Origin of the sequence: Burkholderia sp. Bp9090, from assembly GCF_003857985.1 — a bacterium.
GTDB lineage: Bacteria > Pseudomonadota > Gammaproteobacteria > Burkholderiales > Burkholderiaceae > Burkholderia.
The window spans coordinates 60848-87516 of sequence record NZ_QTPV01000032.1; the positions used below are offsets into that span (position 1 = coordinate 60848).

23 protein-coding genes and 1 pseudogene are annotated in these 26669 nt (G+C 67.7%); 8 read left to right on the forward strand and 16 right to left on the reverse strand.

Features of this window, described 5'->3' with window-relative positions; all coding sequences use genetic code 11:
* Positions 1–28 precede the first annotated feature (28 nt).
* On the forward strand, positions 29–859 hold the full coding sequence (locus DIE16_RS25230; RefSeq protein WP_124893629.1) for an extensin: 831 nt from the start codon (positions 29–31) through the stop codon (positions 857–859).
* A gap of 114 nt (positions 860–973) precedes the next feature.
* Here the strand turns inward: DIE16_RS25230 and ahpF are convergent, their stop codons facing one another.
* Both ahpF and ahpC read right to left on the reverse strand, forming a co-directional pair.
* Positions 974–2572, reverse strand: a complete 1599-nt coding sequence (ahpF, locus tag DIE16_RS25235) for an alkyl hydroperoxide reductase subunit F (RefSeq protein ID WP_124488838.1) — start codon at positions 2570–2572, stop codon at positions 974–976.
* A 128-nt stretch (positions 2573–2700) separates the two neighbouring features.
* On the reverse strand, positions 2701–3264 hold the full coding sequence (gene ahpC / locus DIE16_RS25240; RefSeq protein WP_006750178.1) for an alkyl hydroperoxide reductase subunit C: 564 nt from the start codon (positions 3262–3264) through the stop codon (positions 2701–2703).
* 320 nt (positions 3265–3584) lie between these two features.
* Between ahpC and DIE16_RS25245 the strand changes: the two genes are divergently transcribed.
* From DIE16_RS25245 to DIE16_RS25255, 3 genes are read left to right on the forward strand one after another with little or no spacing between them, the layout of a single operon-like run.
* Positions 3585–4550, forward strand: coding sequence for an ABC transporter substrate-binding protein (locus DIE16_RS25245; RefSeq protein ID WP_124893630.1), 966 nt, complete (start codon positions 3585–3587; stop codon positions 4548–4550).
* Position 4551: 1 nt separating this feature from the next.
* Positions 4552–5856, forward strand: a complete 1305-nt coding sequence (locus tag DIE16_RS25250; protein WP_124893631.1) for a dicarboxylate/amino acid:cation symporter — start codon at positions 4552–4554, stop codon at positions 5854–5856.
* A gap of 10 nt (positions 5857–5866) precedes the next feature.
* Positions 5867–6568, forward strand: a complete 702-nt coding sequence (locus DIE16_RS25255; RefSeq protein ID WP_124893632.1) for an aspartate/glutamate racemase family protein — start codon at positions 5867–5869, stop codon at positions 6566–6568.
* Positions 6569–6607: 39 nt separating this feature from the next.
* Here DIE16_RS25255 and DIE16_RS25260 read toward each other — a convergent pair whose 3' ends face one another.
* The 4 genes from DIE16_RS25260 to DIE16_RS25275 all read right to left on the reverse strand — a co-directional run bounded on the left by DIE16_RS25260 (position 6608) and on the right by DIE16_RS25275 (position 8366).
* The gene (locus DIE16_RS25260; RefSeq protein WP_124667690.1) at positions 6608–6973 is read right to left on the reverse strand and encodes a type II toxin-antitoxin system VapC family toxin; all 366 of its coding nucleotides are present in this window, start codon (positions 6971–6973) and stop codon (positions 6608–6610) included.
* A complete protein-coding gene (locus DIE16_RS25265) occupies positions 6967–7149 on the reverse strand; it encodes a hypothetical protein (protein WP_124893633.1) in 183 nt (60 codons plus the stop codon). The genes DIE16_RS25260 and DIE16_RS25265 overlap by 7 nt, the downstream gene beginning before the upstream one ends.
* Positions 7143–7361 carry a ribbon-helix-helix protein, CopG family gene (locus tag DIE16_RS25270; protein WP_044843958.1) on the reverse strand — a complete coding sequence of 73 codons (219 nt, stop codon included), beginning with the start codon at positions 7359–7361 and terminating at the stop codon, positions 7143–7145. Before DIE16_RS25270 ends, DIE16_RS25265 begins: the two co-directional genes overlap by 7 nt.
* A 111-nt stretch (positions 7362–7472) precedes the next feature.
* Complete coding sequence (locus DIE16_RS25275; protein ID WP_044843959.1) at positions 7473–8366, reverse strand: LysR substrate-binding domain-containing protein; 894 nt, start codon at positions 8364–8366, stop codon at positions 7473–7475.
* A 177-nt stretch (positions 8367–8543) separates the two neighbouring features.
* Here DIE16_RS25275 and DIE16_RS25280 point away from each other — a divergent pair, with 177 nt between their 5' ends.
* From DIE16_RS25280 to DIE16_RS25290, 3 genes are read left to right on the forward strand one after another with little or no spacing between them, the layout of a single operon-like run.
* Positions 8544–9710: a branched-chain amino acid ABC transporter substrate-binding protein gene (locus DIE16_RS25280; RefSeq protein ID WP_124488831.1), complete on the forward strand. Its 1167-nt coding sequence runs from the start codon at positions 8544–8546 to the stop codon at positions 9708–9710.
* A gap of 17 nt (positions 9711–9727) precedes the next feature.
* Positions 9728–10267 carry an L-2-amino-thiazoline-4-carboxylic acid hydrolase gene (locus DIE16_RS25285; RefSeq protein ID WP_044843961.1) on the forward strand — a complete coding sequence of 180 codons (540 nt, stop codon included), beginning with the start codon at positions 9728–9730 and terminating at the stop codon, positions 10265–10267.
* Positions 10260–11516, forward strand: coding sequence for a Zn-dependent hydrolase (locus tag DIE16_RS25290; RefSeq protein WP_124893634.1), 1257 nt, complete (start codon positions 10260–10262; stop codon positions 11514–11516). The genes DIE16_RS25285 and DIE16_RS25290 overlap by 8 nt, the downstream gene beginning before the upstream one ends.
* Positions 11517–11537: 21 nt before the next feature.
* On the opposite strand, the gene DIE16_RS25295 is transcribed toward DIE16_RS25290, so the two are convergent.
* The 10 genes from DIE16_RS25295 to DIE16_RS25340 form a co-directional block, all read right to left on the reverse strand.
* Complete coding sequence (locus tag DIE16_RS25295; protein ID WP_124893635.1) at positions 11538–12374, reverse strand: cytochrome c; 837 nt, start codon at positions 12372–12374, stop codon at positions 11538–11540.
* A 281-nt stretch (positions 12375–12655) separates the two neighbouring features.
* Complete coding sequence (locus tag DIE16_RS25300; protein ID WP_124893639.1) at positions 12656–13963, reverse strand: hypothetical protein; 1308 nt, start codon at positions 13961–13963, stop codon at positions 12656–12658.
* Entirely contained in the window at positions 13963–15786 is a 1824-nt protein-coding gene (gene glmS, locus DIE16_RS25305) for a glutamine--fructose-6-phosphate transaminase (isomerizing) (RefSeq protein WP_124522902.1), read from the reverse strand. The genes DIE16_RS25300 and glmS overlap by 1 nt, the downstream gene beginning before the upstream one ends.
* 131 nt (positions 15787–15917) lie before the next feature.
* The gene (locus DIE16_RS25310; RefSeq protein WP_124667685.1) at positions 15918–16406 is read right to left on the reverse strand and encodes a Biofilm PGA synthesis auxiliary protein PgaD; all 489 of its coding nucleotides are present in this window, start codon (positions 16404–16406) and stop codon (positions 15918–15920) included.
* Entirely contained in the window at positions 16384–17655 is a 1272-nt protein-coding gene (pgaC, locus tag DIE16_RS25315) for a poly-beta-1,6-N-acetyl-D-glucosamine synthase (protein ID WP_044843967.1), read from the reverse strand. Before pgaC ends, DIE16_RS25310 begins: the two co-directional genes overlap by 23 nt.
* Positions 17652–19745, reverse strand: a complete 2094-nt coding sequence (gene pgaB / locus DIE16_RS25320) for a poly-beta-1,6-N-acetyl-D-glucosamine N-deacetylase PgaB (RefSeq protein WP_124488826.1) — start codon at positions 19743–19745, stop codon at positions 17652–17654. Before pgaB ends, pgaC begins: the two co-directional genes overlap by 4 nt.
* A 15-nt stretch (positions 19746–19760) precedes the next feature.
* Positions 19761–22694, reverse strand: a complete 2934-nt coding sequence (gene pgaA / locus DIE16_RS25325; RefSeq protein WP_124893636.1) for a poly-beta-1,6 N-acetyl-D-glucosamine export porin PgaA — start codon at positions 22692–22694, stop codon at positions 19761–19763.
* Positions 22695–22798: 104 nt separating this feature from the next.
* Positions 22799–23557, reverse strand: a complete 759-nt coding sequence (locus DIE16_RS25330) for a hypothetical protein (protein WP_124893637.1) — start codon at positions 23555–23557, stop codon at positions 22799–22801.
* A 72-nt stretch (positions 23558–23629) separates the two neighbouring features.
* Entirely contained in the window at positions 23630–24058 is a 429-nt protein-coding gene (locus DIE16_RS25335; protein WP_044843971.1) for a hypothetical protein, read from the reverse strand.
* Positions 24059–24747: 689 nt separating this feature from the next.
* Complete coding sequence (locus tag DIE16_RS25340) at positions 24748–25743, reverse strand: LysR substrate-binding domain-containing protein (protein ID WP_044843972.1); 996 nt, start codon at positions 25741–25743, stop codon at positions 24748–24750.
* A 738-nt stretch (positions 25744–26481) separates the two neighbouring features.
* Between DIE16_RS25340 and DIE16_RS25345 the strand changes: the two are divergent.
* Positions 26482–26669 (forward strand): annotated as a pseudogene (locus DIE16_RS25345) (circularly permuted type 2 ATP-grasp protein); the annotation flags it as partial.

A 26669-nucleotide genomic window follows, 5' to 3' on the forward strand; every position in this document is an offset into this window, starting at 1 on the left:
TCACGTCGATTTGGATCGGTGAGCAAGCATGACTCGTACCCGTAAGACATTGATGATCGCCGGCGGTCTGCTGGTTGCCGCGGCAGGCAGCGGCTACGTGATGCTCCTGCGTGCGGACCACCGCGCGATCGCGGAAGCCGGCATCGGCGATGCCGCAGCACCTGCCGCCGCCGTGACCGCGGCGAACGACGGTCACACCGCACAAGGCACGATCGCGCCGCCCGCGCCCGTCGCCGTCCCGTCCGCGCATGTGGACCAGGCGGTGCCGCAACCAGCGGCGGTAGCGCCGCCTGCCGCGGCCGCTGCGCGTACGAATGCGGCACCGGCCTCCGCCGCCGTCGCGCCGGTCATCGCCGCACCGGCGAAACCGGCGAAACCGAGTGCGCCGCCACCGACCGTCCACGTCGTGACGGTCGAGCCGGAGGATGCGACCCCGTCGAAGGCCAAGCCCGCGCAACCGGTACAAGCGCCGGTACAAGCAGCGCAACCGGCCCAGCCGGCGCAATCTGCGCAATCGGCGCCGCCGGCCCAGGCCGCGCAGGCAAGCCGGCCGAGCGAGCAGGCGTATCAGCCTCCGCAGCACGCCACGCGCAAGCGCGACGGGCTCGAGCGACACGCTGCAGCACCGTCCGCCAGGAAATCCGAAACCCCGGAAACCGCTGCGCTCGTGCGTGAATCGGCGAAGCTTGATCCGTCGTTGCCGGCGCCGCAATACGTGGCGACGCCGAGCGGCGATCGGCAGCACACGTCGGCGGGGGCGAATTCGGTCGCTGCCGCGATGACCGACCAGCTGGTCAGGCAGTCGAGCAATATCAAGGCGCCTGCACCGGCGAACGCCGGGCCCGGCGCGACCCAGTGAGCAGGGCGCCGCAGCGCGCGCGCCGTGCTGCTCCGCACCGGATGAAAAAGAGCCCCGCACGCCGACCAGGGCATGCGGGGCCAAGAGAGACGAACCTGTGCGGTGCGTCGCGCGTTACGCGGCGATCGCTTCTTCGACCTGCTGCGCGTCGGCCGTAGCCGGCGTCGCGTCCTGCCGGATCAGGTGATCGAACGCGCCGAGCGATGCCTTCGCGCCTTCGCCCACCGCGATCACGATCTGCTTGAACGGCACCGTCGTCACGTCGCCGGCGGCAAACACGCCCGGCACCGACGTCGCACCGCGCGCATCGACGACGATCTCGCCGTGCTTCGACAGTTCGACCGTGCCCTTCAGCCATTCGGTGTTCGGCACGAGGCCGATCTGCACGAACACCCCTTCGAGATCGACGCGCTTCGTTTCGCCCGAACGCAGATCCTTGTAGACGAGCCCGTTCAGCTTGCTGCCGTCGCCGGTCAGCTCGGTCGTCTGCGCCTGCGTGACGATCGTCACGTTCGGCAGGCTGCGCAGCTTGCGCTGCAGCACTTCGTCCGCGCGCAGTTGCGCACCGAATTCGATCAGCGTGACGGCTTTCACGATGCCGGCCAGGTCGATCGCGGCCTCGACGCCCGAGTTGCCGCCGCCGACCACCGCGACGCGCTTGCCCTTGAACAGCGGGCCGTCGCAGTGCGGGCAGTACGCGACTCCGCGGTTGCGGTATTCGCGCTCGCCCGGCACGTTGATTTCGCGCCAGCGCGCGCCGGTCGCGAGGACGATCGTCTTCGCCTTCAGCACCGCGCCGTTCGCCAGGCGGATCTGATGCACGTCGCCCGGAATCAGCGCGTCGGCGCGCTGCACGTCCATGATGTCGACGTCGTACTGCTTCACGTGCTGCTCGAGCGCCGCGGCGAACTTCGGCCCTTCGGTTTCCTGCACCGACACGAAGTTCTCGATCGCCATCGTGTCGAGCACCTGGCCGCCGAAACGCTCGGCGACGACGCCCGTCGCGATGCCCTTGCGCGCCGAGTAGATTGCCGCGGCCGCACCGGCCGGGCCGCCGCCGACGATCAGCGTGTCGAATACCGGCTTGTTCTCGAGCGACTTCGCGGCGCGCTCGCCCGCGCCCGTGTCGAGCTTCGCGAGGATTTCCTTCACACTGCTGCGGCCCTGGCCGAACGATTCGCCGTTCAGGAACATCGTGGGCACGGCCATGATCTGGCGTGCGTCGACTTCGTTCTGGAACAGCGCGCCGTCGATCGCGACGTGGCGGATGCGCGGGTTGATCAGCGACATCACGTTCAGCGCCTGCACGACCTCCGGGCAGTTCTGGCACGACAGCGAGAAATACGTCTCGAACGCGTAGTCGCCGTCGAGCGCGCGGATCTGTTCGATCACGTCGTCGTCGAGCTTGACCGGATGGCCGCCCGTCTGCAGCAGCGCGAGCACGAGCGACGTGAATTCATGGCCCATCGGGATGCCGGCGAAGCGGATGCCGGCCGGTTTGCCGGGTTCGCCGATCGAGAACGACGGCTTGCGCTCGGCATCGTCGCGGCGTTCGGTCACGGTCACGCGCGACGTCAGCGACGCAATCTCGTTCAGCAGCGCAAGCAGTTCCTGCGATTTCGCGCTGTCGTCGAGCGACGCGACGAGTTCGATCGGACGCGTGATCTTTTCGAGGTACGCTTTCAGTTGGTTCTTGAGATTGGCGTCGAGCATGGCGTTTCGGATTCCGTATTGATTTGGCTGCTCGGGCACGTCGTGCCGGAGGAGGGTGCGGGCCGCGCGAGGCGGCGGCCCGGCTGGGTGCTCGTTGGGCGCCTCGAGCGAGGCGCGCCGGGCGACCCTTAGATCTTGCCGATCAGGTCGAGCGACGGGGTCAGCGTTTCCGCACCCGGCGTCCACTTGGCCGGGCACACTTCACCCGGGTGTGCCGCGATGTATTGCGCAGCCTGCACCTTGCGCAGCAGTTCGCCGGCGTCGCGGCCGATGCCGTTGTCGTGGATTTCGCACAGCTTGATCTCGCCTTCCGGATTGATCACGAACGTGCCGCGCAGCGCCATCCCTTCTTCCTCGATCAGCACGTCGAAGTTGCGCGACAGCGTGAGCGTCGGGTCGCCGATCATCGGGTACTTGATCTTGCCGATCGTGTCCGACGTGTCGTGCCAGGCCTTGTGCGTGAAGTGCGTATCGGTCGACACGCCGTAGATTTCGACACCCAGCTTCTGGAATTCCGCGTAGCGGTCGGCGAGGTCGCCCAGCTCGGTCGGGCAGACGAACGTGAAGTCGGCCGGGTAGAACACGACGACGGACCACTTGCCCTTGAAGTTCTCTTCGGTCACGGGCACGAAATCGCCGTTGTGGTATGCGGTTGCCTTGAACGGTTTGATTTGGGTGTTGATGATCGGCATCTTGCGGGTTCCTTTGCTTGGGTGTTGATGAAGTGTTGCCAGTATCCGGGTTCACCCTTGGTTTGTGAAATTGCTTGTTTCAATCCGCGGCATCGGGAATTTCTATCTGCATCCGGCCCCGTCGCGGCGGCCCGTCCGGGCGTCCCGTGCCATTCGGGCCGGGCCTTCCGGCGGATTTCGGCCGGCCGGCGCTTCTGACACATTGGGCGTGCGGGAGGGCGCGGCGCCGGGCGACGGTGCCGCGCCCCGCGCAAGGGTCCGGCGCCCGTTCTGCACGAACGGCCGCGCGGTCGTTCGATACTCCCCGTCCCACTGCCGCCATGAACCTCTTTTCCGGACGCGCCGCGTGCGCGCTGCTTGCCTGGTTCCGCGAGTTCGTCCCCGAGCGGCGATGCCTGCATCGGCTCTTGCGCCGTGCGGCCTGCGTACTCGTGACCGTGTCGTGCGCCGCGCCGGCGCTGGCCCTCGATGAGTCCGCGCCGGCGGCGCCCGCAGCGGTGACGGCACCCGCCACCACGGCGACCGGGCTCGTGCAGATGCCCGACGGCCGGCTGCTCGCGCCGGAGTTCGCCCGCATCGTCACGCGCGGGACGCTCGTCGTCGCGGTACTCGGCGTCGATCAGCCGCCGTTCTTCATGTCGCGCAACGGCGCATTGGCGGGCGTCGACATCGACCTCGCCGACGAGCTCGCCAAAAAGCTCGGCGTGCCGGTGCAGTTCGACCGCGATGCGCGCACGTTCGACGACGTCGTGCATCTGCTCGCGACCGGGCAGGCCGACGTCGCGATCAGCAAGCTGTCGCGTACGTTGCCGCGTGCGCAGGTGGTGCGCTTCAGCACGCCGTACGTCAGCCTGCGGCGCGCGCTGCTGATCAACCGCGTCGGCTTCGCCGAACTCGCGAAAGGGCGGCCGCTGCCTGAAGTCGTGCGCGACTATCGCGGCACGATCGGCGTCGTCGCGGGGTCGGCCTACGCCGAATACGCGCGCAACGATTTCCCGGCCGCGCGGGTGCGCACCTATCCGAGCTGGCCGGCGACGCTCGACGCGCTGAACGCCGGCGCGGTCACGGCCGTGTATCGCGACGAGCTCGCGATCAAGCTCGTGATGCAGGACGACCCGACCGCGCCGATCCGGCTGCGCGTCGCGACCTTCGACGACCTCACCGACGCGCTTGCCGTCGGCGTGCCGGTGTCCATGCCGACGCTGCTTGCGTTCGTCAACCAGTTCCTGGCCGAGCGCAACAAGCGGCTCGACGTGAAATCCCTGCTCGATGCGATGGGTCACTGACATGAACATGAACGAGAACATCAGGATCACACCGCGCATCGAGCGGCTGCATGCGCTCGCGATCCATCCGTTGACGGTCTTCGGCAGCCTCGCGCTCGGAATCGTGGCGGGCGTGTTGTGGCCGGCGACCGCGCCGCAATTCGACTACGTGGGCCAGGTGTACGTCGGCCTGCTCAAGATGACGGCGCTGCCGTTCATGACGGCCGCGGTGATCTTCAGCCTGCAGCGGCTGCTGCGCGACGGCAACGCGTCGGATCTCGTGCTGCGCGTGATCACGATCTTCAGCTGCGTGTCTGTGTTCGTCGTCGCCGTCGGCGCGGTCGTGCTGGTCGCAATGCGGCCGGGCGAGCACTTGTCGACCGCGACGCTGAAGGCGTTCGGTGCGCTGGTCGGCAGCGACGGCGCGGCGAGCGATACCGTGATGACGCTGTACGGCAGCGATCCCGCGGAGAAGTCGTCGGGCCTCGCCGACATGCTGATCGCGCTGGTGCCCGGCAACTTCTTCGCGGCGCTCGCGAGCGGCGACACGCTGAAGGCGCTGGTGTTCTCGCTGTTCTTCGGGTTCGCGTCGGGGCGCGTGCCGGCCAGCATCTCGGCGGCGCTGAGCCAGACGCTGGAGACCGTCTATTGCACGTGCCAGAAGATCATGCACTGGCTCGCGTATCCGACGCCGATCGTGCTGTTCTGCGGCGGCGCCGCGCAGATCGGCACGTCGGGGTTCGGGCCGCTCGAGGCGATGGTCCGCTTCGTCGCCGCGTTCGCCGTCGTCGCGCTCGTGCTGATCGCGGCGGCGATCGTCGTGATCTGGAAACGCTCGGGCGCGACGCTGGGCGGGACGCTCGCCGGCTTGCGCACGCCGTTCGCGATGGCACTCGCCACGCGCAGCAGCGTGGCCTGCATGCCGAGCATGATCGAGTGTCTGGCCGACGGCTTCGGCTTTGCCCGCGCGCGCGTCGAGCTGGTCGTGCCGCTCGCCGTGTCGCTGCTGCGTGTCGGGCCGATGGTCTATTACGCGAGTGCGACGCTGTTCGTCGCGCAACTCTACGAACGGTCGCTAGGCCCCGGCGAGCTGTGCGTCGTGCTGGTCGCGTCGGTGCTGGCCGGGTTCGCGTCGACGGGCACGTCGGGCGTCGTGACGGTGTCGCTCGCCGGCATGGTGTGCGCGGCGCTGCACCTGCCGTTCGAGGCCGCGTTCGTGCTGTTCGTGGCGGTCGATCCGTTCTGCGAGATGTTGCGGACGCTGTTGCTGGTGATCGGCAACTCGGCCGTCGTATCCGCGATCTGCGCGCGGCCGCCGCGCGCGTGAAGGAGACGTCATGGCACTCGTCGGCGTACTGGGCGGAATGGGGCCGCTGGCCACGGTCGACTTCATGCATCGCGTGATGCGCCTGACGCGTGCGCGCTGCGACCAGGAGCACCTGCCGATGGTCGTCGCGAACCTGACGCAGACGCCCGATCGTTCGCGCGCGATCATCGACGGCGGGCCCGATCCGCTGCCGGCGCTGCTCGATGGCGTCGCGCTGCTGAACCGCTGCGGTGTCGACGTGATTGCGATCCCGTGCAATTCGGCGCATCACTGGTATGCGCCGCTGCGCGAACGCAGCGCGGCGCCGATCCTGCATATCGTCGATGCGTCGGTGGCCGCGTTGCCGGCAGGCGTGCGGCGCGTCGCCGTGCTCGCCACGGGCGGCACGCTGGTGTCGGGCTTCTACCAGGCGGCGCTGCGTGCGCGCGGCTTCGAGCCCGTGATGCCGGACGCGGCCGCGCAGCGCGACATCGCCGCGTGCATCGCGGCGGTCAAGGCGGGGAAGATCGAGGCGTCGGTGCGGTGCCTGTCGCGCGCGCTCGCGACGCTGGCGCGACGGGACGTGGGCGTCGCGGTGATGGGCTGCACGGAAATCCCGATCGCCGCGCGGGCGGTGCGCGATGCGCCGTTTGCATTGGTCGACAGCACGAACGAGCTGGCGCGCGCGACGGTCGCCTATGCGGCCGAGCGCGGATGGGGGCGGGCGGTGTGACGCGCGGCTGTCCGCCACGCATGACGGACGCCGCTCGCGCTAGATCTGATACGGCGCGCGGACGCCCGGTTCGGTGACCGGAAAATCCTTCGTGTTGCGCGATACGAGCAACAGGCCGTTCACTTGCGCCGATGCCCAGACGATCGCATCGGGCAGACGAATGCGACGTTCCTTGCGAATCGTTACGGCGCGGTTCGCCACCATGCTGTCGAGCGGGATGATGTCGAACGACGAAAGCCATGCGCGAATCGCCGCATCGTCGCTGGCCGTCGCGCCGACCATGACTTCCATCCAGGTCACGATGCTGATCGCCCGGTAGTCGTAGCGGGCCAGCTCCGCGCGCGCGGACTCCGCGCCGCCGAGATAGTCGATCAGGATGTTGGTATCGAAGAGGGCTCTTACCATTCCGCGCGCAATGCCTCCTGCCAGGCGAGCCCGTCGAGCGCACGCGCTTTCCAGAGACCGAACACGGTGTGGGCATGGGGCGGCCGTTGCTGCACCTGCACGAGGCAGGCGTCGGCCGGAAGCGCGCGGCCCGCATACCCGGCCGCGCTTTGAGTGTCGATGTGTGCTTTTACCATTCCGAACGCAATGCCTCCTGATAGGTCAGCCCGTCGACCGCGCGATCCTTCCACAGGCCGAATACGTGATCGGCATGCGCGCGCTTGTGTTGCGCGATATACGCGTCGATCGCGTCGCGAATGATCGCGGCGCGAGGGCGTTGCTCAGTCTCGACGATGGCGGCCAGTTCGTCGAGCTGGCCATTCGACAGATCGATCAGGATACGGCTCATCGCAACCTCCGATATATGATATGCATATCATATATGCGCATGCGGACGTCCGCAAGTCACCGGCTTGCTCGGCAAGCGCGCCGTTGCGCCGGCAGGCGGCGCAACGGCGGCTCAGGCGGCGATCTTCCTCAGCCAGTCGGCGAGCCGTCTCGCCCCGTCCGGCATGTCCGCATCCTCGCGCGTGCACAGGTAGTAGTCGCGCCCGTCGTCGAGCGCGTGGTCGAACAGCTTCACGAGTTCGCCGCTGGCCAGTTCGCGCTCGACCAGCGGCGCGCGCAGCAGCGCCGCGCCGAGATCCGCGCGCGCCGCGCTCAGCGTCAGTTGCCCGTCCTCGAACATCGGCCCCACCGCATGCGACACGTGCCGCACGCCGGCGCCTTGCAGCCAGTTGACCCAGGTGCTGCGATCCTCGTCGTGCACGAGCGGCGCCTGCGCGAGATCGGCGGGCGTGCGGAACGGCCCGTGGCGCTTCAGGAACGACGGGCTGCACATCGGCACCATCGCGCCCGGCAGCAGCCGCTCGCAGCGGTAGCCGGGCCAGTCGCCGGTGCCGAAGCGGATCGACAGGTCGGACGCGTCGCTTCGATAGTTGCGGTGATGCGCGTACAGCACGGTCACGTCGACGTCGGTGTTCTCGGCGAGGAACGCATGCAGCCGCGGGATGAACCAGCCGATGCCGAGCAGCGGAATCAGGCTGATCGTGATCTGCCGCAGCGACGACCGGTCGCGCACGAAGCGCGTCGCGCTGCGCAGCACCGAGAACGCGGCGCTGATCGAGCGGTAGTAGTCGCGCCCCTCGTCGGTGAGCGCGAGCAGCCGGCCTTCGCGCACGGTCAGCGGCGTCTGGATGAACGCCTCGAGCAGCTGCAACTGGTGGCTGACCGCGGACGGCGTGATGTCGAGCTCGTGCGCGGCCGCGGTGACCGACCCGAGACGCGCGAATGCCTCGAACGCGCGGACGGCGCGTAACGGCGGATCGTGCGGCAATTGTTCGATATTCTTCATGTGTCGAATTTTATCGAAAAATCAGGGTAAGCGACAACGTAAAAATATCCTTTATTTACAAGCTATTGAGCTATCGTGTCGGGAATGGCATAAGCATCCAACAATTGAATATTTGGGGTGAGAGTGCTGAATATTTAATATTTTTCATGTTTTGATTCGAATCCCCGAGCCCCGCACATGAAAATCGCCTTTCTTCCCGCCAGCTTCGCATTCTCCGCGGCCGCGCTGATCGCCGCCGTTCCCGCCTTCGCGCAGTCCGCGCCGCAGACGATCCTGATCGGTCTCGCCGCGCCGCTCACCGGCCCGTCCGCTCGGATCGGCAAGGATCTGCAAAACGGCGCGCAACTCGCGATCGACGACGCGAACGCGAAACATCCGAGCATCGGCGGCAAGCCGGTCGTCTACAAGCTCGTCGCGGCCGACGATCAATCCGACCCGCGCACGGCCGTCGCGGTCGCGCAGCAGCTCGTCGACCAGCACGTGATCGGCGTCGTCGGCCACTGGAACACGGGTTGCAGCGTGCCGGCGTCGCGCGTCTACCGCGATGCGGGCATTGCGCAGATCGCGCCGGCGTCCACCGGCCACCAATACACGCAGCAGGGCTACGCGACGGCGTTCCGCATCATGGGTCACGACGATGCGGGCGGCAATTTCACCGGCGCCTACGCGGTGAAGACGCTGAAGGCAAAGCGCATCGCGGTGATCGACGATCGCACGTCGTTCGGCGCAGGCCTCGCCGACCAGTTCATCAAGGGCGTGCAGGCGAACGGCGGCACGATCGTCGATCGCCAGTACGTGAACGACAAGACGACCGACTTCAGCGGCGTGCTGACCGCGGTCAAGGGCAAGCGCGCGGATCTCGTGTTCTTCGGCGGGCTCGACGCGCAGGCTGCGCCGATCGCGCGCCGGATGCGCCAGCTCGGTGTGAACGCGCCGCTGCTCGGCGCCGGCGGCTTCGTGAGCCAGACCTTCCTGTCGCTCGCGGGCAAGGACGGCGACGGCGTGACGGCGCTCGAACCGGGCCTGCCGCTCGACCGGATGCCGGGCGGCAAGGCGTTCGACGCCCAGTACCGCGCCCGCTTCAACGCGCCGATCGAACTGCATGCACCGTTCGCGTACGACGCGGCGGCCACGCTGATCGCGGCCGCGCAAAAGGCCGGCACGACGCAGCCGGCGAAGCTGGTCGCGGCCGTGCGCGCGATCGACCGGCCCGGCGTGACCGGCCGGGTCGCGTTCGACGGCGAAGGCAACCTGAAGGACCCGGCATTCACGATCTACCAGGTGCGCGGCGGCAAGTGGACCGTCGTCGACGTGCTCGGCGGCGCGCACCCGGCAACGAAATGACGACGGAGACGAACCCCATGACCGACACCACCCACGCATCCGCGGCGGCACCCGAGGACACGCGCCTCGGCATCCTCGCGCGGCGCCGCATCGAAGCGGAAATCATCAAGCCGATCTACGAGATCATGAAGCGCGAATTCGGCACCGAGCGCGCGCAGGCCGTGATCGCGGAGGCCGTGCGCGGCGCGGCCGTCGACGCGGGTCGCACGTTCGCCGCGCAGGAGCCCGACGGCACGAGCGTGCAGTCGTTCATCGCGCTGCAGGTGCTGTGGGAGAAGGACGATGCGCTCGACGTCGAGGTGCGCCGCGCGGACGACACGCACTACGACTACGACGTGCATCGCTGCAGCTACGCGGAGATGTATCACGCGATGGGGCTCGGCGAGATCGGCCACCTGCTGAGCTGCGCGCGCGACAGCTACTTCATCGAGGGTTACGACCCGCGCATCGCGCTGACGCGCACGAGCACGATCATGCAGGGCGGCAAGCGCTGCGATTTCCGCTATGCGCTGCAGGCGGCGCCGCGCGACGACACCCCGGAGGCCGGCAATGCGTGACGACCTCGCGACCGCGCCGCGCGTCGACGGCGCGCGCCTGTGGGCATCGCTCGAACGCATGGCGCAGATCGGCGCGACGCCGAAGGGCGGCGTCTGCCGTCTCGCGCTGACCGACCTCGACCGCGAGTCGCGCGACCTGTTCGTGCAGTGGGCGTGCGATGCCGGCTGCACGGTGCGGGTGGACCGGATGGGCAACGTGTTCGCGCGCCGAGCGGGCCGCAATCCCGACGCCGCGCCGGTGATGACCGGCTCGCACGCCGATTCGCAGCCGACGGGCGGCCGTTACGACGGCATCTACGGCGTGCTCGGCGGCCTCGAGGTCGTGCGCGCGCTGAACGACGCGGGCATCGAGACCGAGCGCCCGATCGACGTCGTGATCTGGACCAACGAGGAAGGTTCGCGCTTCGCGCCGGCGATGATCTCGGCCGGCGTGTTCTCGGGCGTCTATTCGCTCGAATACGGGCTGTCGCGCACCGACGGCGCGGGCAGGACGATCGGCGAGGAACTCGCGCGGATCGGCTACGCGGGCGCCGAACCCGTCGGCGGCTATCCGGTGCATGCCGCGTACGAACTGCATATCGAGCAGGGTGCGATTCTCGAACGCGCGGGCAGGACGATCGGCGTCGTGACGGCCGGGCAGGGGCAGCGCTGGTACGAGGTGACGCTCACGGGCGTCGACGCGCACGCGGGCACGACGCCGATGGAATTCCGGCGCGACACGCTGGTGGGTGCCGCGCGAATGATCGAATTCGTCGATGCGCTCGGCCGCCGCCATGCGCCGCACGCGCGCGCGACGGTCGGGATGATCGAGGCGCGGCCGAATTCGCGCAACACGGTGCCGGGCGGCTGTTTCTTCACGGTCGAGTTTCGCCATCCGGACGATGCGGTGCTCGACGAACTCGACGCGGCGCTGCGTGCGGAACTGGCGCGCGTCGCGGCCGACGCCGGGCTCGGCGCGCGGATCGAGCAGATCTTCACGTACCCGCCGGTGCCGTTCGCGCCGCGCTGCATCGACGCGGTGCGCGATGCGGCGCAGGCGCTCGGGCTGTCGCACATGGACATCGTGTCCGGCGCGGGCCACGACGCGTGCTACGTCGCTCGCGTCGCGCCGACCGGCATGATCTTCGTGCCGTGCGTCGACGGGCTGAGCCACAACGAAGCCGAGGCGATCACGCCGGAATGGTCGGCGGCGGGCGCCGACGTGCTGCTGCGTGCGGTGCTGCAAAGCGCGCAGGAACCGGGCGCGTGACGTGCACCTGACGGGCGCGGCTTACTTGCCGGCCTTGCGCCGCGCCATGTACGCGAGGTAGGCGACGATCTGGTCGAGTTCCCGGTCGCTCAACTGATCGGGCGGGAACGCCGGCATCGCGCGGCCCGGCCAGTCGCGCACCGCCGCCGGGTTGCGGATGTAGCGGCGCAGCGCGGCCGGCTGGAAGTAGTCGACCGGATTCATCGGTGCGTTCAGGTCGGGGCCGGCCTGGCTGCTGCCCGCGCCGTCGAGGCGGTGGCACGCGAGGCATTGCGTGACGAACAGCCGCTGGCCCGCCCGGGCCGCATCGTTCGCCGGCAACGCCGGATCGACGGCGAGCGACGGCCAGCGCGCGAGCGGCGACGATTGGATCGTGATGCGCACGATCTGATATGGCCACTGCTCGCCGCGCACCGACGACGCGTCCGGCCCGAGCCACACGAGATAGAACGGCCCCGCGCTGACCTGTTTGCCCGGCAGCTTCGGCCACGGGTGCGCGGGGTCCTCGATCGCGATCCACGCGACGGCGCCGGCCGGCGCACGGCGGCGCGCGAGATCCATCGGCAGTTGCGCGGCGAAACCGTCGGCCGCGCGCGTTTCGAGCACGCCGTCCGCCGGCAGCGGCGTGTCGCCGAGCAGGGCGGCGAACGGTACCGCGCGGAACGTCATCGGCCGGCCGTACGCGATGTCGCGCGGCACGTGGATGTCCGTCGCGTCGGCGCGCGCGAGCAGCGCCTGGCGCGTCAGGACGCGCGGCGTGCCGTCGGTTTCGAGTTCGAGCGAGCCCTGGGCGGACGCGCGCGTCGCGATCAGGCACACCGTCACCAGCAACAGCGAAAACCACCGGCGCTTCAGCATTCGTTCTCCGTGGGGGCGTTCCGGCGGCGGCAGAAAGGCGAGCGCCGCGGCCGAGGGATGGAATCGGGCGACAGTCTATCCGGTACGGGCGGCGCTGGCGACTTCGGCGCGGGAGCGGGGGCGGCACGAGGAAGCGGGCCCGGCTGCCGCTGCAAGTCCGACTACCGGGCGACGACCGGGCGCGGCCGATGCGCGCGGGGGGGATAGAACTGCGCGATTCGGGTAAAGGCGCGAGCGCCCGGATCGAGCGCGTCGGGCCGGATCGACGTGCCGGGTTGGCGTCAATGCGTCGAACACTGCGCGTCGGCCTTCGGCAACGGCGTTTCCCGTGTCGTGTCGAAATCCGCCTCGCGTATCCCGGACGGCGTCAGCGACACGAAATGCATCGTCCCGCCGCGTGCCTGGAACCCGGCGACGCCGGTCGAGCCCCACGGAATCGGCGAACGCTGCACGCCGCTCACCGACATGCCCGTCGGCGAAAGCGCCAGGGTCAGCAGCCGCCCGTCGCGGGTCGGCACATAGGCATGCGTGCCGTCGACACCGATCCCGGCCTCGCGCACCGACGCCGGCAGGCAGTCGAGCGTGGCCAGACGACGGCCGTCCGGGTCGATCAGCATCGCGACGCCGCGATTGTCCGCCGTCGTCGTGACGACGACGAAGCGGTCGACCGCCGGCACATACGCGGACGAATAGACGTAGTACTGGATCGTGCCGTTCAGCGGCCCGAGCATGTCGAGTTTCGCCGTGACCGGATCGAACATCGCGTATTCGAGCGTCGCGTCCGTGCTGCCCTCGATGTATTTTTGCCAGACCAGCAGCGCGCGCCGCGGCGAACCCGCGACCACGGGCCACCATTCGCGGCGGTGCGGCGCGACCGGCACATGGTTCACCACGCGTCCTTCGGCATCGTAGGTTTTCACGTAGACGCCGTTGCCGGTGCCGAGGTTGTCGACGCCGCCGCCGTCGATCCAGTCGGCGGAATAGAACACGACGAAGCGTTCGCCCACCGCGGCGACGTGGCCCGAGTGGCCGCCTGCTTCGACGTCGTTCGGGTAGGGCTTGACCGGCTTCAGGTCGCGCCGATAGACGCCGTATCGCTGGCTGACCACCTGCGGCGTGTTCCAGCCGTCCTCGAACGTGACGAAGATGTCGCCGCGCGGGTTCTGCGCGATCGACACGGGCTCCTGCGCTTCCGGGCGGCTGATGAACGTATGGACGCGCAGCAGGCGCGGCTTGCCCGGCAGCCATTCGCCGACGTACACGTCATGCGGCCAGTCGCCGTTGCGCAGCGCGCCGCGCGGCACGATGCCCGAGCTGCTGAAGAACACCCAGCGCCGGCCGTCGCCGGCGTCGGCCACGCCGATCCCGTGCATGAAGCGCCGCGGGTCGCCGCGCTCCTGCGGCGACTGAGGTGACGCCGGCGCCTCCACGGTGACGGTGTGCACGACCGGCGCGCCGGCAAACGCGTGCGACGGCGCGGCGAACGCGCAGCACGCGCCGCAGAGCACGGTCGCGACGCGCCACGCGGCGGCGCGCCCGAACGCATGCGGGCGCGCGGTGGCGACTTGGGCCGCGACCGGCCGCCGCATCATTCGACGGTGACCGATTTCGCGAGATTGCGCGGCTTGTCGACGTCGGCGCCGCGCGCGCAGCCGACGTGATACGCGAGCAGCTGCAACGGGATCACGTTGACGATCGGCGACAGCGCGTCGCCCGATTCGCGCACGCGGATCAGGTGCGTGTCGCGGTCGGCGTCGATCTCGAGATGATGGCCGGCGAGCACGTACAGCCGTCCGCCGCGCGCGCGCACCTCGGCCATGTTGGACTTCAGCTTCTGGAACAGGCGGTCGTCCGGCGCGATCGTGACGACCGGCATCGCGCTCGTGACGAGCGCGAGCGGGCCATGCTTCAGTTCGCCGGCCGGATAGCCTTCCGCATGGATGTACGACACTTCCTTGAGCTTCAGCGCGCCTTCGAGCGCGATCGGATAGTGAATGCCGCGCCCGAGGAACAGCGCGTTCTCGGTGCGCGCGAACTTCGCGGCCCAGCCCATGATCTGCGTTTCCAGCGCGAGTGCGTGACCGATGCGCTCCGGCAGTTCGTGCAGCTGCTTCAGGTGCGTCGCGACCTGCGCGGCGTCGAGCCGGCCGCGCTGCTGCGCGAGCGCGAGCGTCAGCAGGAACAGCGCGACGAGCTGGGTCGTGAACGCCTTGGTCGACGCGACGCCGAGCTCGATGCCGGCGCGTGTCAGGAAGCTGAGCGGCGCGCTGCGCGCGATCGAACTCGTCGCCACATTGCAGATTGCCATCGACATGTCCTGGCCCATCGCGCGCGCGCGCTCGATCGCGCCGATCGTGTCGGCGGTCTCGCCGGACTGCGAAATGCCGACGACGAGCGTGCGCGGATCGGGCACGGTATCGCGATAGCGGTATTCGCTCGCGATCTCGACCTGCGCCGGGATGCCCGCGATGCCCTCGAGCCAGTATTTCGCGGTCAGGCCCGCGTAGTAGCTGGTGCCGCAGCCGAGCAGCAGCACGCTTCGGGTCTTCGACAGCAGCGCACGCGTGCTGTCGCTGCCGCCGAACAGCGCGGGCGAGACCGTGTCGATGCCGTCGATCGTGGCGGCGATCGCCTTCGGCTGTTCGAAGATCTCCTTCTGCATGAAGTGCTGGTACGGGCCGAGGGCGGCGTCGTCGTCGCGCGCCTTGACGAGGCACAGCGGACGCTGTGCTTCGCTCCCGACCGAGTCGACCACGGCGATCCGCTCCGGCGTGATCAGCGCGACGTCACCGTCTTCCAGATAGACGAAACGGTCGGTCAGGTCGCCGAGTGCCGCGCAATCGGACGCGAGATAGTTCTGGTCCGCGCCGATGCCGATCACGAGCGGCGAGCCCGCGCGCGCGGCGACGAGCCGCTGCGGCTCGCGCGCGCTCAGCACGGCGATCGCGTACGCGCCGTGCAGCCGCTTGACCGCGCGAATCACCGCGTCGAACAGGTCGTCGCGATACATGCTGTGGATCAGGTGTGCGATCACCTCGGTGTCGGTCTCGCCGCGAAACGTATAGCCGCGCTCCCGCAGTTCGGCGCGCAGCGCATCGTGGTTTTCGATGATGCCGTTGTGCACGACCGCGATCGTGTCGCCCGACATGATCGGGTGCGCGTTCATTTCCGACGGTGCGCCGTGCGTCGCCCAGCGCGTGTGCGCGATGCACGTCTGCGCTTCGAGACCGAGCGTCAGCACGCGGTCCTGCAAGTCTGCCACGCGCCGCAACGTGCGTTCGCTGCGCAGGCAGCCGTCACGCAGCACGGCGATGCCGCACGAATCGTAGCCGCGATATTCGAGCCGGCTCAGTGCATTGACCAGTTGCGGGACCTGATTTTTCAGGCCGCTTGCTCCGACGATTCCGCACATGATTCACCTCGTCTACAGGAAGTTTTCCGGCCGGCGCGCGACGCGCGCCAGGACGATTTCAGGAGCGCCGTCGCGTCATGCGGCGTGTGTGGTGCGCAGTGCGCAGTGCGTTGCGGCACGGCGCGGGTGACCTACTCGCGGGGCTGCGGTCCCGCATGCGCGATCCATTCGATGCCCGAGATCGAGCCGTTCGCGTCGTGCGACGCGACGAGAATGCGCGTCGTGCGCCGTGCGCCGCGCCGGCGGGCGCCCGCGAGCGCGGTCGGCGGCATCGAGCGCATCTTCACGCTGGCCGAGCGCCGCAGCATCTTCGACACGCGCAACCGGTACGCGAGCGGATGCACGACGCGTCCCGCGATCAGCCACGTGACGATCGTGCCGGCAATCAGCGCGATGCTCGTCACGTAGAACACGATCTGCTCGATCGGCATCTCGGCCTCGTTGAACGGCAGCAGGTAGCGGTACGTGTAGATGCAGATCGATGCCCATACTCCTCCGACCAGCGCGGGCCGCACGAGGCGGAACCATGCGACGAGCACGGGCCCGACGACGACGCCGCGCTCGGCGATCATTTCGCGCGGCGCGCGCAGGGAAAGGTCAATAATCGGCGCGTTCTTCATGTTGAATGCCTCGGTCGGGACTGACCCAGACGGCGCGCTTGCCGCGGCCCCGCAATACGACGGCGGGCAGGGCGACGACGGTGGTGATCATGCTGATCAGCCAGAACGCGACGGGGTACCAGACGGTGTCAAGGAAATACATCAGGAGTTTTTCGTCGTAACGACGATCGATCATGCTGCCGATGATCAGCTGCAGGATGCAGGTCGCGACCAGCAGCATCCCGTGCCAGTGCGGCACCACGGACACATGCCAGTCGGGCGGAAGCGGGTAGACGACGTCGACGAGCGCGAGCAGCAGGATGAACGACATCGAGTAGGCCCACGTGATGCCGATCAGGTACTCGACGAACAGCGGCCACATCATCATCTGGGTCGGCCGCGCGAGCGTGCCCGCGTACTTGATCAGCACCTGGATGCCGCCTTTCGCCCAGCGCAATCGCTGCCGGTAGAGACCCTTCAGCGTCTCGGGCATCAGGATCCAGCTGAGCGCGTGCGGCTCGTACACGACGCGCCAGTCGCGGCACTGCAGCTTCCAGCTGATGTCGATGTCCTCGGTCAGCATGTCCGAGCTCCAGTAGCCGACGTCGGCGAGCGCGGTCTTGCGGAACATCGTGATCACGCCCGACACCGTGAAGATGCGGCCGTACACTTGCTGCGTGCGCTTGATCAGGCCGACGATCGACGAGAATTCGCCGACCTGCATGCGTCCCAGCAGCGACGTGCGCGTGCGGATGCGCGGGTTGCCGGTGACCGCGCCGACGCCCGGGTCGGTCAGGAAGTGCTCGAGCATCCAGCCGATCGCGTCATGCGCGAGCAGCGCATCGCCGTCGATGCAGAGCAGGTATTCCGCGTTCGATACCGCCGCCGCGGTGGTGAGCCCGACCGCCTTGCCTTCGTTGCGCGCGTGATGGATGACGAGCAGCCGCGGGATCTCGACGGCCAGCTCGTTGAGGATGTCGCCCGTGCGGTCCCGGCTGCCGTCGTTGACCGCGATGATGTCGTAGTTCGGGTAGTCCATCGCGTTGAGGTGGCGGATCACGCTGCGTGCGTTGGCGGCCTCGTTGAAGCACGGCACGACGATCGAGATCTTCGGGATGCCGCTCGCCGCGATCGTGCGCGTCGACAGCTCGCGGCCTTCCTCGAGCAGGAAATAATGGACGACGCCGCCGATCATCCACAGATACGACATGAAGAACGGATAGTAGAAGACGAAGTCCTGCAGGCGCTGGATGATGCCGTGGGTGGTCATGGCGTCTTGGTCCCCTGTGCATGCTGCATCTGCATCAGCGCGTTGATGGAGGTCGGATCGAGGCGCGACTTCAGCGACATCACGTCGCGCATCGCGTCGAGTTCCGGCTGGCCGTTCAGGAAGTTGTCCGGGTAGTAGCCGAAATTCACGGCGCCCTCGCTGCGCAGTCGTCGCATCTGCGCAAGCAGCGTGCCGGCCGGCACCTGCTTCTGCGCGCGCCAGTCGTACGACTGCAGTTCGAACACGGTGCGCTGCAGCCCGCGCTGCTTGGCGCGGACGGCCCGCACGAGCTGGTCCAGCCAGCCCTCGGGATCCTTCGCCTGCTCCATGTACGGCATCGCCATCAGCGCGACGTAGTCGTAGGTGGCGAGGAAATCGTCGTAGTTCTGCGCGTACCACGCTTCCGATTCGGGCTTGAGCACCGGCAGCGCGTAGATGTTGCGCGCGGTCAGCACGTCGCCCACGTTCTGGTGGGCCAGCACGATCTGTTCGAGCTGGCGGGTCAGGTCGATCAGGTAGCGCGACTTCTGGCGCGTCCAGCGTTTCAACAGGTCGGGATTTTCGCGGATCTTGCCGACGTCGGCCGGCAGCCCCCACTGCGAATAGGTGCGCAGCGCATGCCGGCCGGCATCCTCGTAGTCGTCGAGCACGGCGTCGTCGCTGAACAGGATGCCGCTGAACGACGCGTGCTTGCTGAGATCCTCGTAGATCTGCTGGATCATCAGCCGCGCCTCCGGATCGAACGGGCTCAGCCGGAACACGCGCGTGCCGTTTTCGCGGGCCGGCGCGCCGCCGAATGCGCTGACGGCCTCGAGCCCGCGCTGCTTGTCCGGCGGCGGCCGGAACGCGAGCACCGGCATCCACGCGTACACCTGCACGTTGGAGCGCGTGTTGAGCTGCCACGCGGCGCGCGAGAACAGGTCGGCGCGCATCGGCAGGTGCCGGTTCGGGAAATACACCGCTTCGGCCACGCCCGTGCCTTTCGGGTCGGCATACGCCTGCAGGTACACCGATTTCGGCTGCATCCGGTAGATGCGTTCGATCAGCTTGCCGAGATTCGCTTCCTGCCGCGCGGGATCCGGATCGTAGACCTGGTCGAGATCGACCTGCACGGTGCGCTCGGGCACGTCGACGTCGCCGCGGTTGGAGGCCGGCTCGCGCATCGAGCGTTCGAACCCGCCGATGTCGACGTCGTACATCATCAGGATCCGTCTCAGCCGGTCCAGCGGCACGTCCGGCGTATTCGGGCCGGCATCGAGGCTGAACTGGATGTCCATGCCGAGCGACGTCGATATCTGGCGCACGGGCTGGTTTTCCGCGCCGTATGGCCACACCATCGAGCGAGCAACGATGCCCGTGTGTTCGCGGATCTGGCGCACGCACGTCTGCAGGTCGTCGTGCACGCGTGCGTGGAATTCGGCGTCGGTTTCATAGCGTTTCTGGTCTTGCAGGTAGAGGTGCGACGTGGTCGCCGGCAGCTCGTTGCCTTGCGGATTCGCGATCGCGCCGTGATGGAGGTTGTGGGTATGGCAGCCGAGCTCGACGAGGTCCGACTGGCCGAGCTTCTTCACCTCGTCCCACGACAGGAAGTAGTCGCGCGGCACCTGGACCTTGTCGCTGATGCGGATCGGCACATTCGGCGGTGCATCGATCCACGCGGTGACGATGCCCATCACGGCCGGATACTTGAAGCGCTCGAGCAGCGGCAGCACTTTCGTGTAGTGGCTGCGAAAGCCGTCGTCGAACGTGAGCAGCACGGAACGCGGCGGCAGCGGCTTGCCGCCGTGCCGGGACGCCTCGATCTGCTTGACCGTGATGGTGTGGTAGTTGTTGGTCTGCAGCCACGAGAAGATCGCGGTCAGCGTGCCGGTATCGACCGCGAACGGATCGACCAGCGCCGACGGGGGCTTGAACGACTCCATCAGGTTGTCGCGCACGTCATGCAGGCAGATGACGCGAAACGTCTTGCCGTCGGCCGGATCGGATGGCGGCAGCAGGTCGATCATCTTGGCGTTCGTCACGCCCGGGAACAGCGAACAGGCGGTGAACGTGCCGAGGCATCCGCACATGAAGGTCCGTCTGGTTTGCATTGCGCGATCTCCTTGCTAGAACGGCAGATTGAGCGACAGGAAGCCGGTTTCGGAGCGCTCGCGCTGGCCGTCGTACGCGTGGCTGCTGACCTCGACGCCATAGCTCAGCGTGATGTCGTGCTTGAACGTCCACGCGTGCTCGAGACGCGCGCTCCACAGCGGGCTGCTGCCGAAGCCGCGCTCGTTGTACACGCCGCCCGACGCCGAGACGCGCTGCTGCAGCGACATGTCGCCCTTCTTCCACAGCGTCAGCTGGTGCATGACGGTCGCCGCGGCCGCATAGTCGCGGCGCGGACTGAAGTAGGGCGCGTCGTTGCGCGTGTTGCTGTCGGTGCCGAGATCCAGCGAGACGTTGACGAGCTGCCTGGCGGACGTGTACACACGCTGCGTGGCGGTTGCCGTGATTTCCTGGTGCAGGTTCGAATCGCTGTAGCGGCTCACGCCGTAGCTCAGCTTCACCTCGCGGCGGTCGTTCTGGCGATACACGACCGACGCGTTCGCGGAGCGGCCCCAGATATGCGCGGCATACGCCTTCCACGGCAGCGAGTTGTCGTTGCTGTCGAGGCCGGCGCTGACCGTCCAGTAGTCGTTCAGCGCGTACGCGATCGATCCGCGGCCGCCGGTTCGGCCGTCCGAGCCGAACGAGCGCGTGACTTCGCCCTGCACGGTGAGCGGCCCGTGCCGGTAGTCGCCGCCGACGCCTGTGCGCGTGCGGCTGACGCTGCCGGAATCGGTTTGCGCATGGCCGAAGAACGTATGCGAGAAGACGCGCCAGTTGTCGCCGAACGGTTGCGAATACACATAGCTGTCCGACGTGAAGCTGTTGTCGGCCAGCGCGCTGTTGCCGTGCTCGAAGCTCAGGTCGGTCGTGAACACGGGGCTGCGGTATGCCTTGTAGTCGCGCTTGAAGATGCGCACGGCGCCGCTGTCCGGGAACGTGTTGTCGAGGGTCTGCTCGACGTTCTTCGCGGTTGCGTAGTCGTCTGCCGTCAGCGCCGCGCGGCCGAGGCCGGCGAGCATCTCGACGCTGTCCGGGTGGTCGGTCAGCGAGGCGCGATACATCGCGATCGCCTGCCGGGGATGCGACTGGCCGGATACCGCGTCGGCGTGCGCGGCACGGACCTCCGCGTTGAACGGCACCTCCTTTTCGAGCTGTTCCAGCGCGGCGATCCCCTCGTCGGTGTGACCCGTGAAGATCAGGTATTGCGCGCGCAGCCGGTAGTAGCGCAGATAGTCGCTTTCTTCCGGACCGACGTTGCGCACTTCGTTGACCGGCGGCAGGGACTTGCCCATGTCGTCGAGCACCTGCTTCGCGTCCGCCGCGCGTGCCTGGTCGACATACGACCAGAACAGCCCTTCGCGAAGTTCGATCGGACGCGTGCGTGCGCCGTACTGGAAGCCGCGGGTCGCACGGTCCGTAGGCGACGCGGTCGCCTGGTTCAGCGCACGCTGGTACACGCCGTTCGCCTTGGCCGGTTCGCTCAGGTACAGGTAGGCGTCGCCAACCGCCGCCAGCGCGTCGATCGAGATCTCCGCATTGGACGGGATCGTCTCGAACGTCGCGACGGCCGGCTTCATGTCGCCGCGTGCCGCGAGGGCGACCGTGCGGTCGCCCGCGAGCGCCGTCCTGACCGGCGCATAGTCGGGCGTGGCCGGCATCCGCTTGTCGAGGTCGTCGGCCGCGCGCAGCGCGTTGTCGATCCCGTCGAAGCGGTCCGGACTCGTCATCGAGCGCGACTTGTCGCGTCCGCCGCGCACCTGCTGGCGTATCGACAGCTCTTCCAGCTGCGCGACGTCGACGGCCGAGAACGCATCGGGCCGTGCCTTCGCTTCCTCGAGCGCCTGGATCGCGCCGCCGCTCGCCGCGAGGCCGAACACGTCGTTGCGCACGGTCGCGACATCGGCGGTACGGAGATTCGGTATCTGGGCATTCGGTGTCTGGACGTCGGGGCCTTGCGATCGCTGGATCGACTCGCCGGGTAGCTGGGCGCCGGGCGTCTGCGAATTCGGTGCCTGCGAGGACGGCGGCTGAGCGCCGGGCGTCTGGGTCACCGGCGCAGGCGAGGTCGGCATGGGGGTGCCGGATGCCTGCGCGGTTTGCGTCGGTGTCGTCGCTGTCGTCGCAGCATTCGGCGATGCGGCGGCAGCGGCCGGTGCGGGCTGGGTCGGCGCGTCCGATGCATGCGCGACCGGAGCCGATGTATTCGGTGGCGCGGTGTCCGGCGCCTGGGTAAGCGGCATTGGAGCATCCGACGATTGCGCGGCTGGAGCCGATGTATTCGGCGGCGCGGTGTCGGGTGCCTGGGCAAGCGGGATTGAAGCATCCGACGATTGCGCGGCTGGAGCCGATGTGTTCGGCGGCGCGGTGTCGGGTGCCTGGGCAAGCGGGATTGAAGTATCCGACGATTGCGCGGCCGGAGCCGATGTGTTCGGCGGCACGGTGTCGGGTGCCTGGGCAAGCTGGATTGAAGCGTCCGACGATTGCGCGGCTGGCGCTGACATATTCGGCGACGCGATGTCGGGCGCCTGGGCAAGCTGCTGCGTCTGCGCATCCGATGATCGCGCGTCCGGCGCCGGTTCACTCGGCTGCGCCGCGTCCGGCTCCACCACGACCGTGGTCGGCATCGCCTGCGGCTGCGGGTTCGACGCCTGCGCGATCTGCATCGATGCGTCCGATGCCTGCGCGATCGGCGTCGGCGCATGCGGGGGCAGGGCGTCCGGGCCCTGGGCGAGCCGCATCGACGCCTCCGTCGGCTGCATGCCGGGCGGCAGCGCATCCGGCGCGCCGTGGGTGCCTGCGACTTCCCTCGCGCTGCCCGGTTCCGCGTCGCCTTCGGCGGCAAGACAGGAGCCGGACGCGATGAGCAGCAACAGCAAGGGCGCGTGCAGGAGGATCCGCCGGTTGGGCGGAGCGACGGTGGTGCATTGTTGTTGACGATTGTTAGCCACGATGTCTCCTCACTCTGAAACGATCACATCGGTTGCACGCCCGACGACGCGCGTCGCCGGTCGTCGTGCTGCCGGGCAGTGAGGCCCGGCAGCGTCCGGCCGCTTCACAGGCGGTTGCGGATCGCTTGTCCAAGCAGCGCGCGCGATTCGCTGTTCTTCGGGTCGATGGCGAGGGCCCGGCTCGCGTTGTGCTCGACGCAGGTCCATTCGTCGATCCGTGCGCACCAGCGCGCCCTGGCGAGGGCGCGGGCGCCTTCCATCTCGTCGCGCGTGACGCTGGTGGTCTGCATGTGCGTCGTGTCGGCGATATCCGATTGCGGTTGCCGTGTCGGCGTGGGCTCGGGGTGTTGTCTCGTGCGTGCCAGCGCCTGCGAACGCGACGTCCGGTGCGTGTCAGCGGGGCGTGCCGCGCGAGCGCTCGCCGATGCGGCGTGTGCGCCGGCCGCGAGCGTCGTGGTCGGCACATGCGCGGGGCGCGGGTGTTTCGCGGCGGGGCGGGCGGTCGGTGGTGGCGGCACGGCCGGGGCGGTCGCGGCCGATCCGGCAGGCATTGCCGACGCAAACGGCGTACCCGGTGCGGAAGGCGTCACCGGCTCGGCCTGCCCGGCCGTCGACGCCGCGCGGGGGGCGTCGGCCGTCGCGGCCACGATGGCCCGGCGATACTTCCCGACGGTGGTGCCGATCAAGCCGGCGATGTCGTGCGTCACGGTTGCATGGCTGCCCCCCACGTCTCGCTCGACGTAGGCGAAGGCGCCGAAGATCGCGGCAAATGCAACGATGCTGAGCGCCGCATTCTTTCCCGGTCCCCAGGAGGGCTTCGGCTGACGGACGGGCGCGCCGTCCGGTCGCTCTGCACGAGTCATTCGATTCTCCTGTCGATGGATTGCAGTGCATGACGCGGGTGCGCGCCCTCGGCGCGCGGATTCGACTGACGTTCACCACCGCAACTGCGTGGTGAGTGCGCCGGTTTCGACCACCGCGAACTGGGTCGCTCCCTGATAGGTCCCTTCGACCCGGTAACTTGCATCGGGCACGCTGAACAGACAGCGCGAACCCGTCGCGTTGAATTCGACGAGGACGCGTCCATGCCGTCGCAGCCGAACCTGCACGTTCGACAGCGGTTGCCCGGTGGCGCCCGATACGAACGACACACCGAGGTTGTACGGCCGGCCATCGGGGGGAAGCGGCGCCGTACCGTCGATTCGCGCGTCGCCGCAGACGTACGAAATCACGTATCGCCCGGAGCCGGTATCGGACGAGGGTGTCGGGGCCTGGTTCGGAGTTTGGGCCGCGGCATGAATGCAGAGCGCGGATACGACAATGCCGAGGAGCCGGCGACCATGCTGTTCAAACGAGGAAGACATTGCAACCTCCATCCGGAATCGCTGGCAATGCACTTATTCCGATTTGAAAATTAGCGACGCTATTTCGTTTTGCGACAACGCTATTGATACACGATGGGTTTCGAACAAACAATCATGTGTGGCCCGAATGGGACAAGTTTTAAATGTCTTATTTAAATAGGATTGGCAATAATTCGACGAAATGGATCAGCTCTGAACAAAGGCGATATTGCCGAATATGAAATTTGCTCATCGGTAGCGATGACCATTTTGCAAATTTCCGACGTAAGTGGTACCGACGTTTGTACCGAAAAGTAACGACTGATAAAAGGAAGACTTTCCTCTTTCATCGAAGCATTACGGTGAATTTCGGAGTGCAGGTCAGGAAATCGAAAGAGGGGATATGGCCTTATCGATGAAAAATGCCATTGCATGAAAAGAGAAACTTTTAATTTGTTCTGTAACAGGTTATTTCTGTCGTATGAATCGGAAATTTATTCGGGGTTGATGTTTTCGATGTAAATTAAATGCGATTCGGCTCGCAAACGTTTGCCTGTTTTTGCGGGTTTAATCGAGGTACGGAACGCATATCGAAGACGGAGCAGGAGCGGAAAATGCTCCGCGATTGCGCACGTCGAATAACCGCGCGCCGGGCGGATTGCATCCGCGCGGCGCGCTGGCGAGTCGGGTGACGAGGGACGGTGAGGGCGCTACCGGCTGCCGCCGGCGCTGCGGCGCGCGATGCGCATGGCCGGCGCGATCGACTCCTCGGCCGCGCGCGCGCCGTCGGCCGCGGTGCGCGGCCGGTTCATGATGTAGGTCCACAGCTGCTCTGCCGCGAGCCCGCGCTTGCGCGCGGACCGGTACAGGCGGATCTCGAGTTCGGTGATCCAGTCCGCCGAGCCCGCGCGGACGAGCGAGCCCTCCGCGAGCTCCTTCGCCACGCAGCTTTCGGGCAGCCAGCCGATCCCGTGCCCGGCCACGACCATCCCCTTCAGCGCCTCGGACATGTGCGTCTCGAAGCACCGGTGCAGCGCGTACGGTTCGGCCGCGTTCAGCAGCAGCATCTCGACCACGTTCCCGAGGAACGCGCCCGACGAATACGCGAGCAGCGGCAGCGGCGCGTCCGGCGTGCCGGGCAGTTCGAATACCGGTTTGCCGCGCGCGTCGGGCGTCGATACCGGCAGGATCCGTTCGACGCCGAGCGTGACGAACGGGAAGTGGTTCGGATCGAGCACGATCGGCAGTTGCGGATGGTGATAGCCGAGCAGCAGGTCGCATTCACCTTCGACGAGCTGCTGCACGCCTTCGGGCACGTTCACCGCGTTGACGCGCGCGGTCACGTGGCCGACTTCGCCGTTCAGCTGCTTGAGCCATTCGGGGAACAGCGTGAACACGAGCGTATGCGCGACCGCGAAGCGCACCACCTGGTCGCTTGCCGCGAACTGGTCATAGCCGTTCACGAGGTTGCGTGCCGCATACATGCTGCGCAGGATGTCCGCGGCCAGCCCGCGGAACATCTGCCCGGCCGGCGTCAGCGCGATCGGGTTGATGCTGCGGTCGACCAGCTTCGCGTCCATCCACGTTTCGAGCGCGGCGATGCGCCGGCTGAACGCCGACTGCGTGAGGTGCCGATGACGCGCGGCCCGGGAAAAGCTCTTGGTATCCGCAAGGCTCAGGAAATCTTCCAGCCACTTTGCTTCCATGTTGATCTTCGCTGTTTATAGTCGGCGCCGGGAGGAGCGGCACCATTTCACTGAACCGGTTTGGTAGCGTACCGCGCCTCGCGCATGGGGGCCGATGTTTTTTTTCGATCGGTGTCAGTCGAAATATGCATGGGCGTTGTCGGCGGGATTACGGCTGCATAAGTTCGAGGTGCCGGACCCGGCTAACCGGTTAGTTCACCGCGTCGAACTGCCCGACCTGCCGCAGACGGTACTTCCCCCAGGGCCGGCCTCGTGCCGGCCCGCCTTTCCGCCATTCCGCCCGGTAACCGAAGGATGCGGCGCCATTCCCGTCCGCGGTGCAGGACGGGCCGCCGCGACGGGCCGCCGCCGCCGCGGCGCGGTTCGCTGCGATGCGGCAAGACCGGCCGAGGAGGTGGCGGGACGCGGTCGAGTGCACGGCGGCGGGAAGCCGTGCCGGTACGGGCTCGGAGCTGCTGCCGGCGGGCAGCGCGGCAACGGGCAGGCGTGCGGGCAGGGGGAGGTATTGGTGCAGTGCAGCTTGCACAGTCGTGACACGCAGGGGAACTATGTTTCACAGACGCGGCGCAGCAGCGGCCGTGCACGGGCACGGCACGCCGCTGGCGCGTCCCGCTCCGTGCGTCGCACCATCATGGTGCGGCATGCTGCGGGGGCGTGCCGGCCGCGCGACAAAAAGGGGGACCTGAGGGGTTATCGCAAGGCACGTTCCTTGCAAGGCAGTTAGTACGCCGGTCCGGCATGCGCAATGCCGGGGAAAACGATCGATGGAGAAAAAGATCGATGAAGCCATTCGATGAAATGCTGCAATCCGGCGATATGGTGAGGGCGCCCTACGCGCGCCTCAAGCAGTGGCTCGACACGCAGAACCCTGCAAGCCTCGCCCAGAAAGCCCACGACGCGGAAGGCGTGTTCCGCAGGACCGGCAT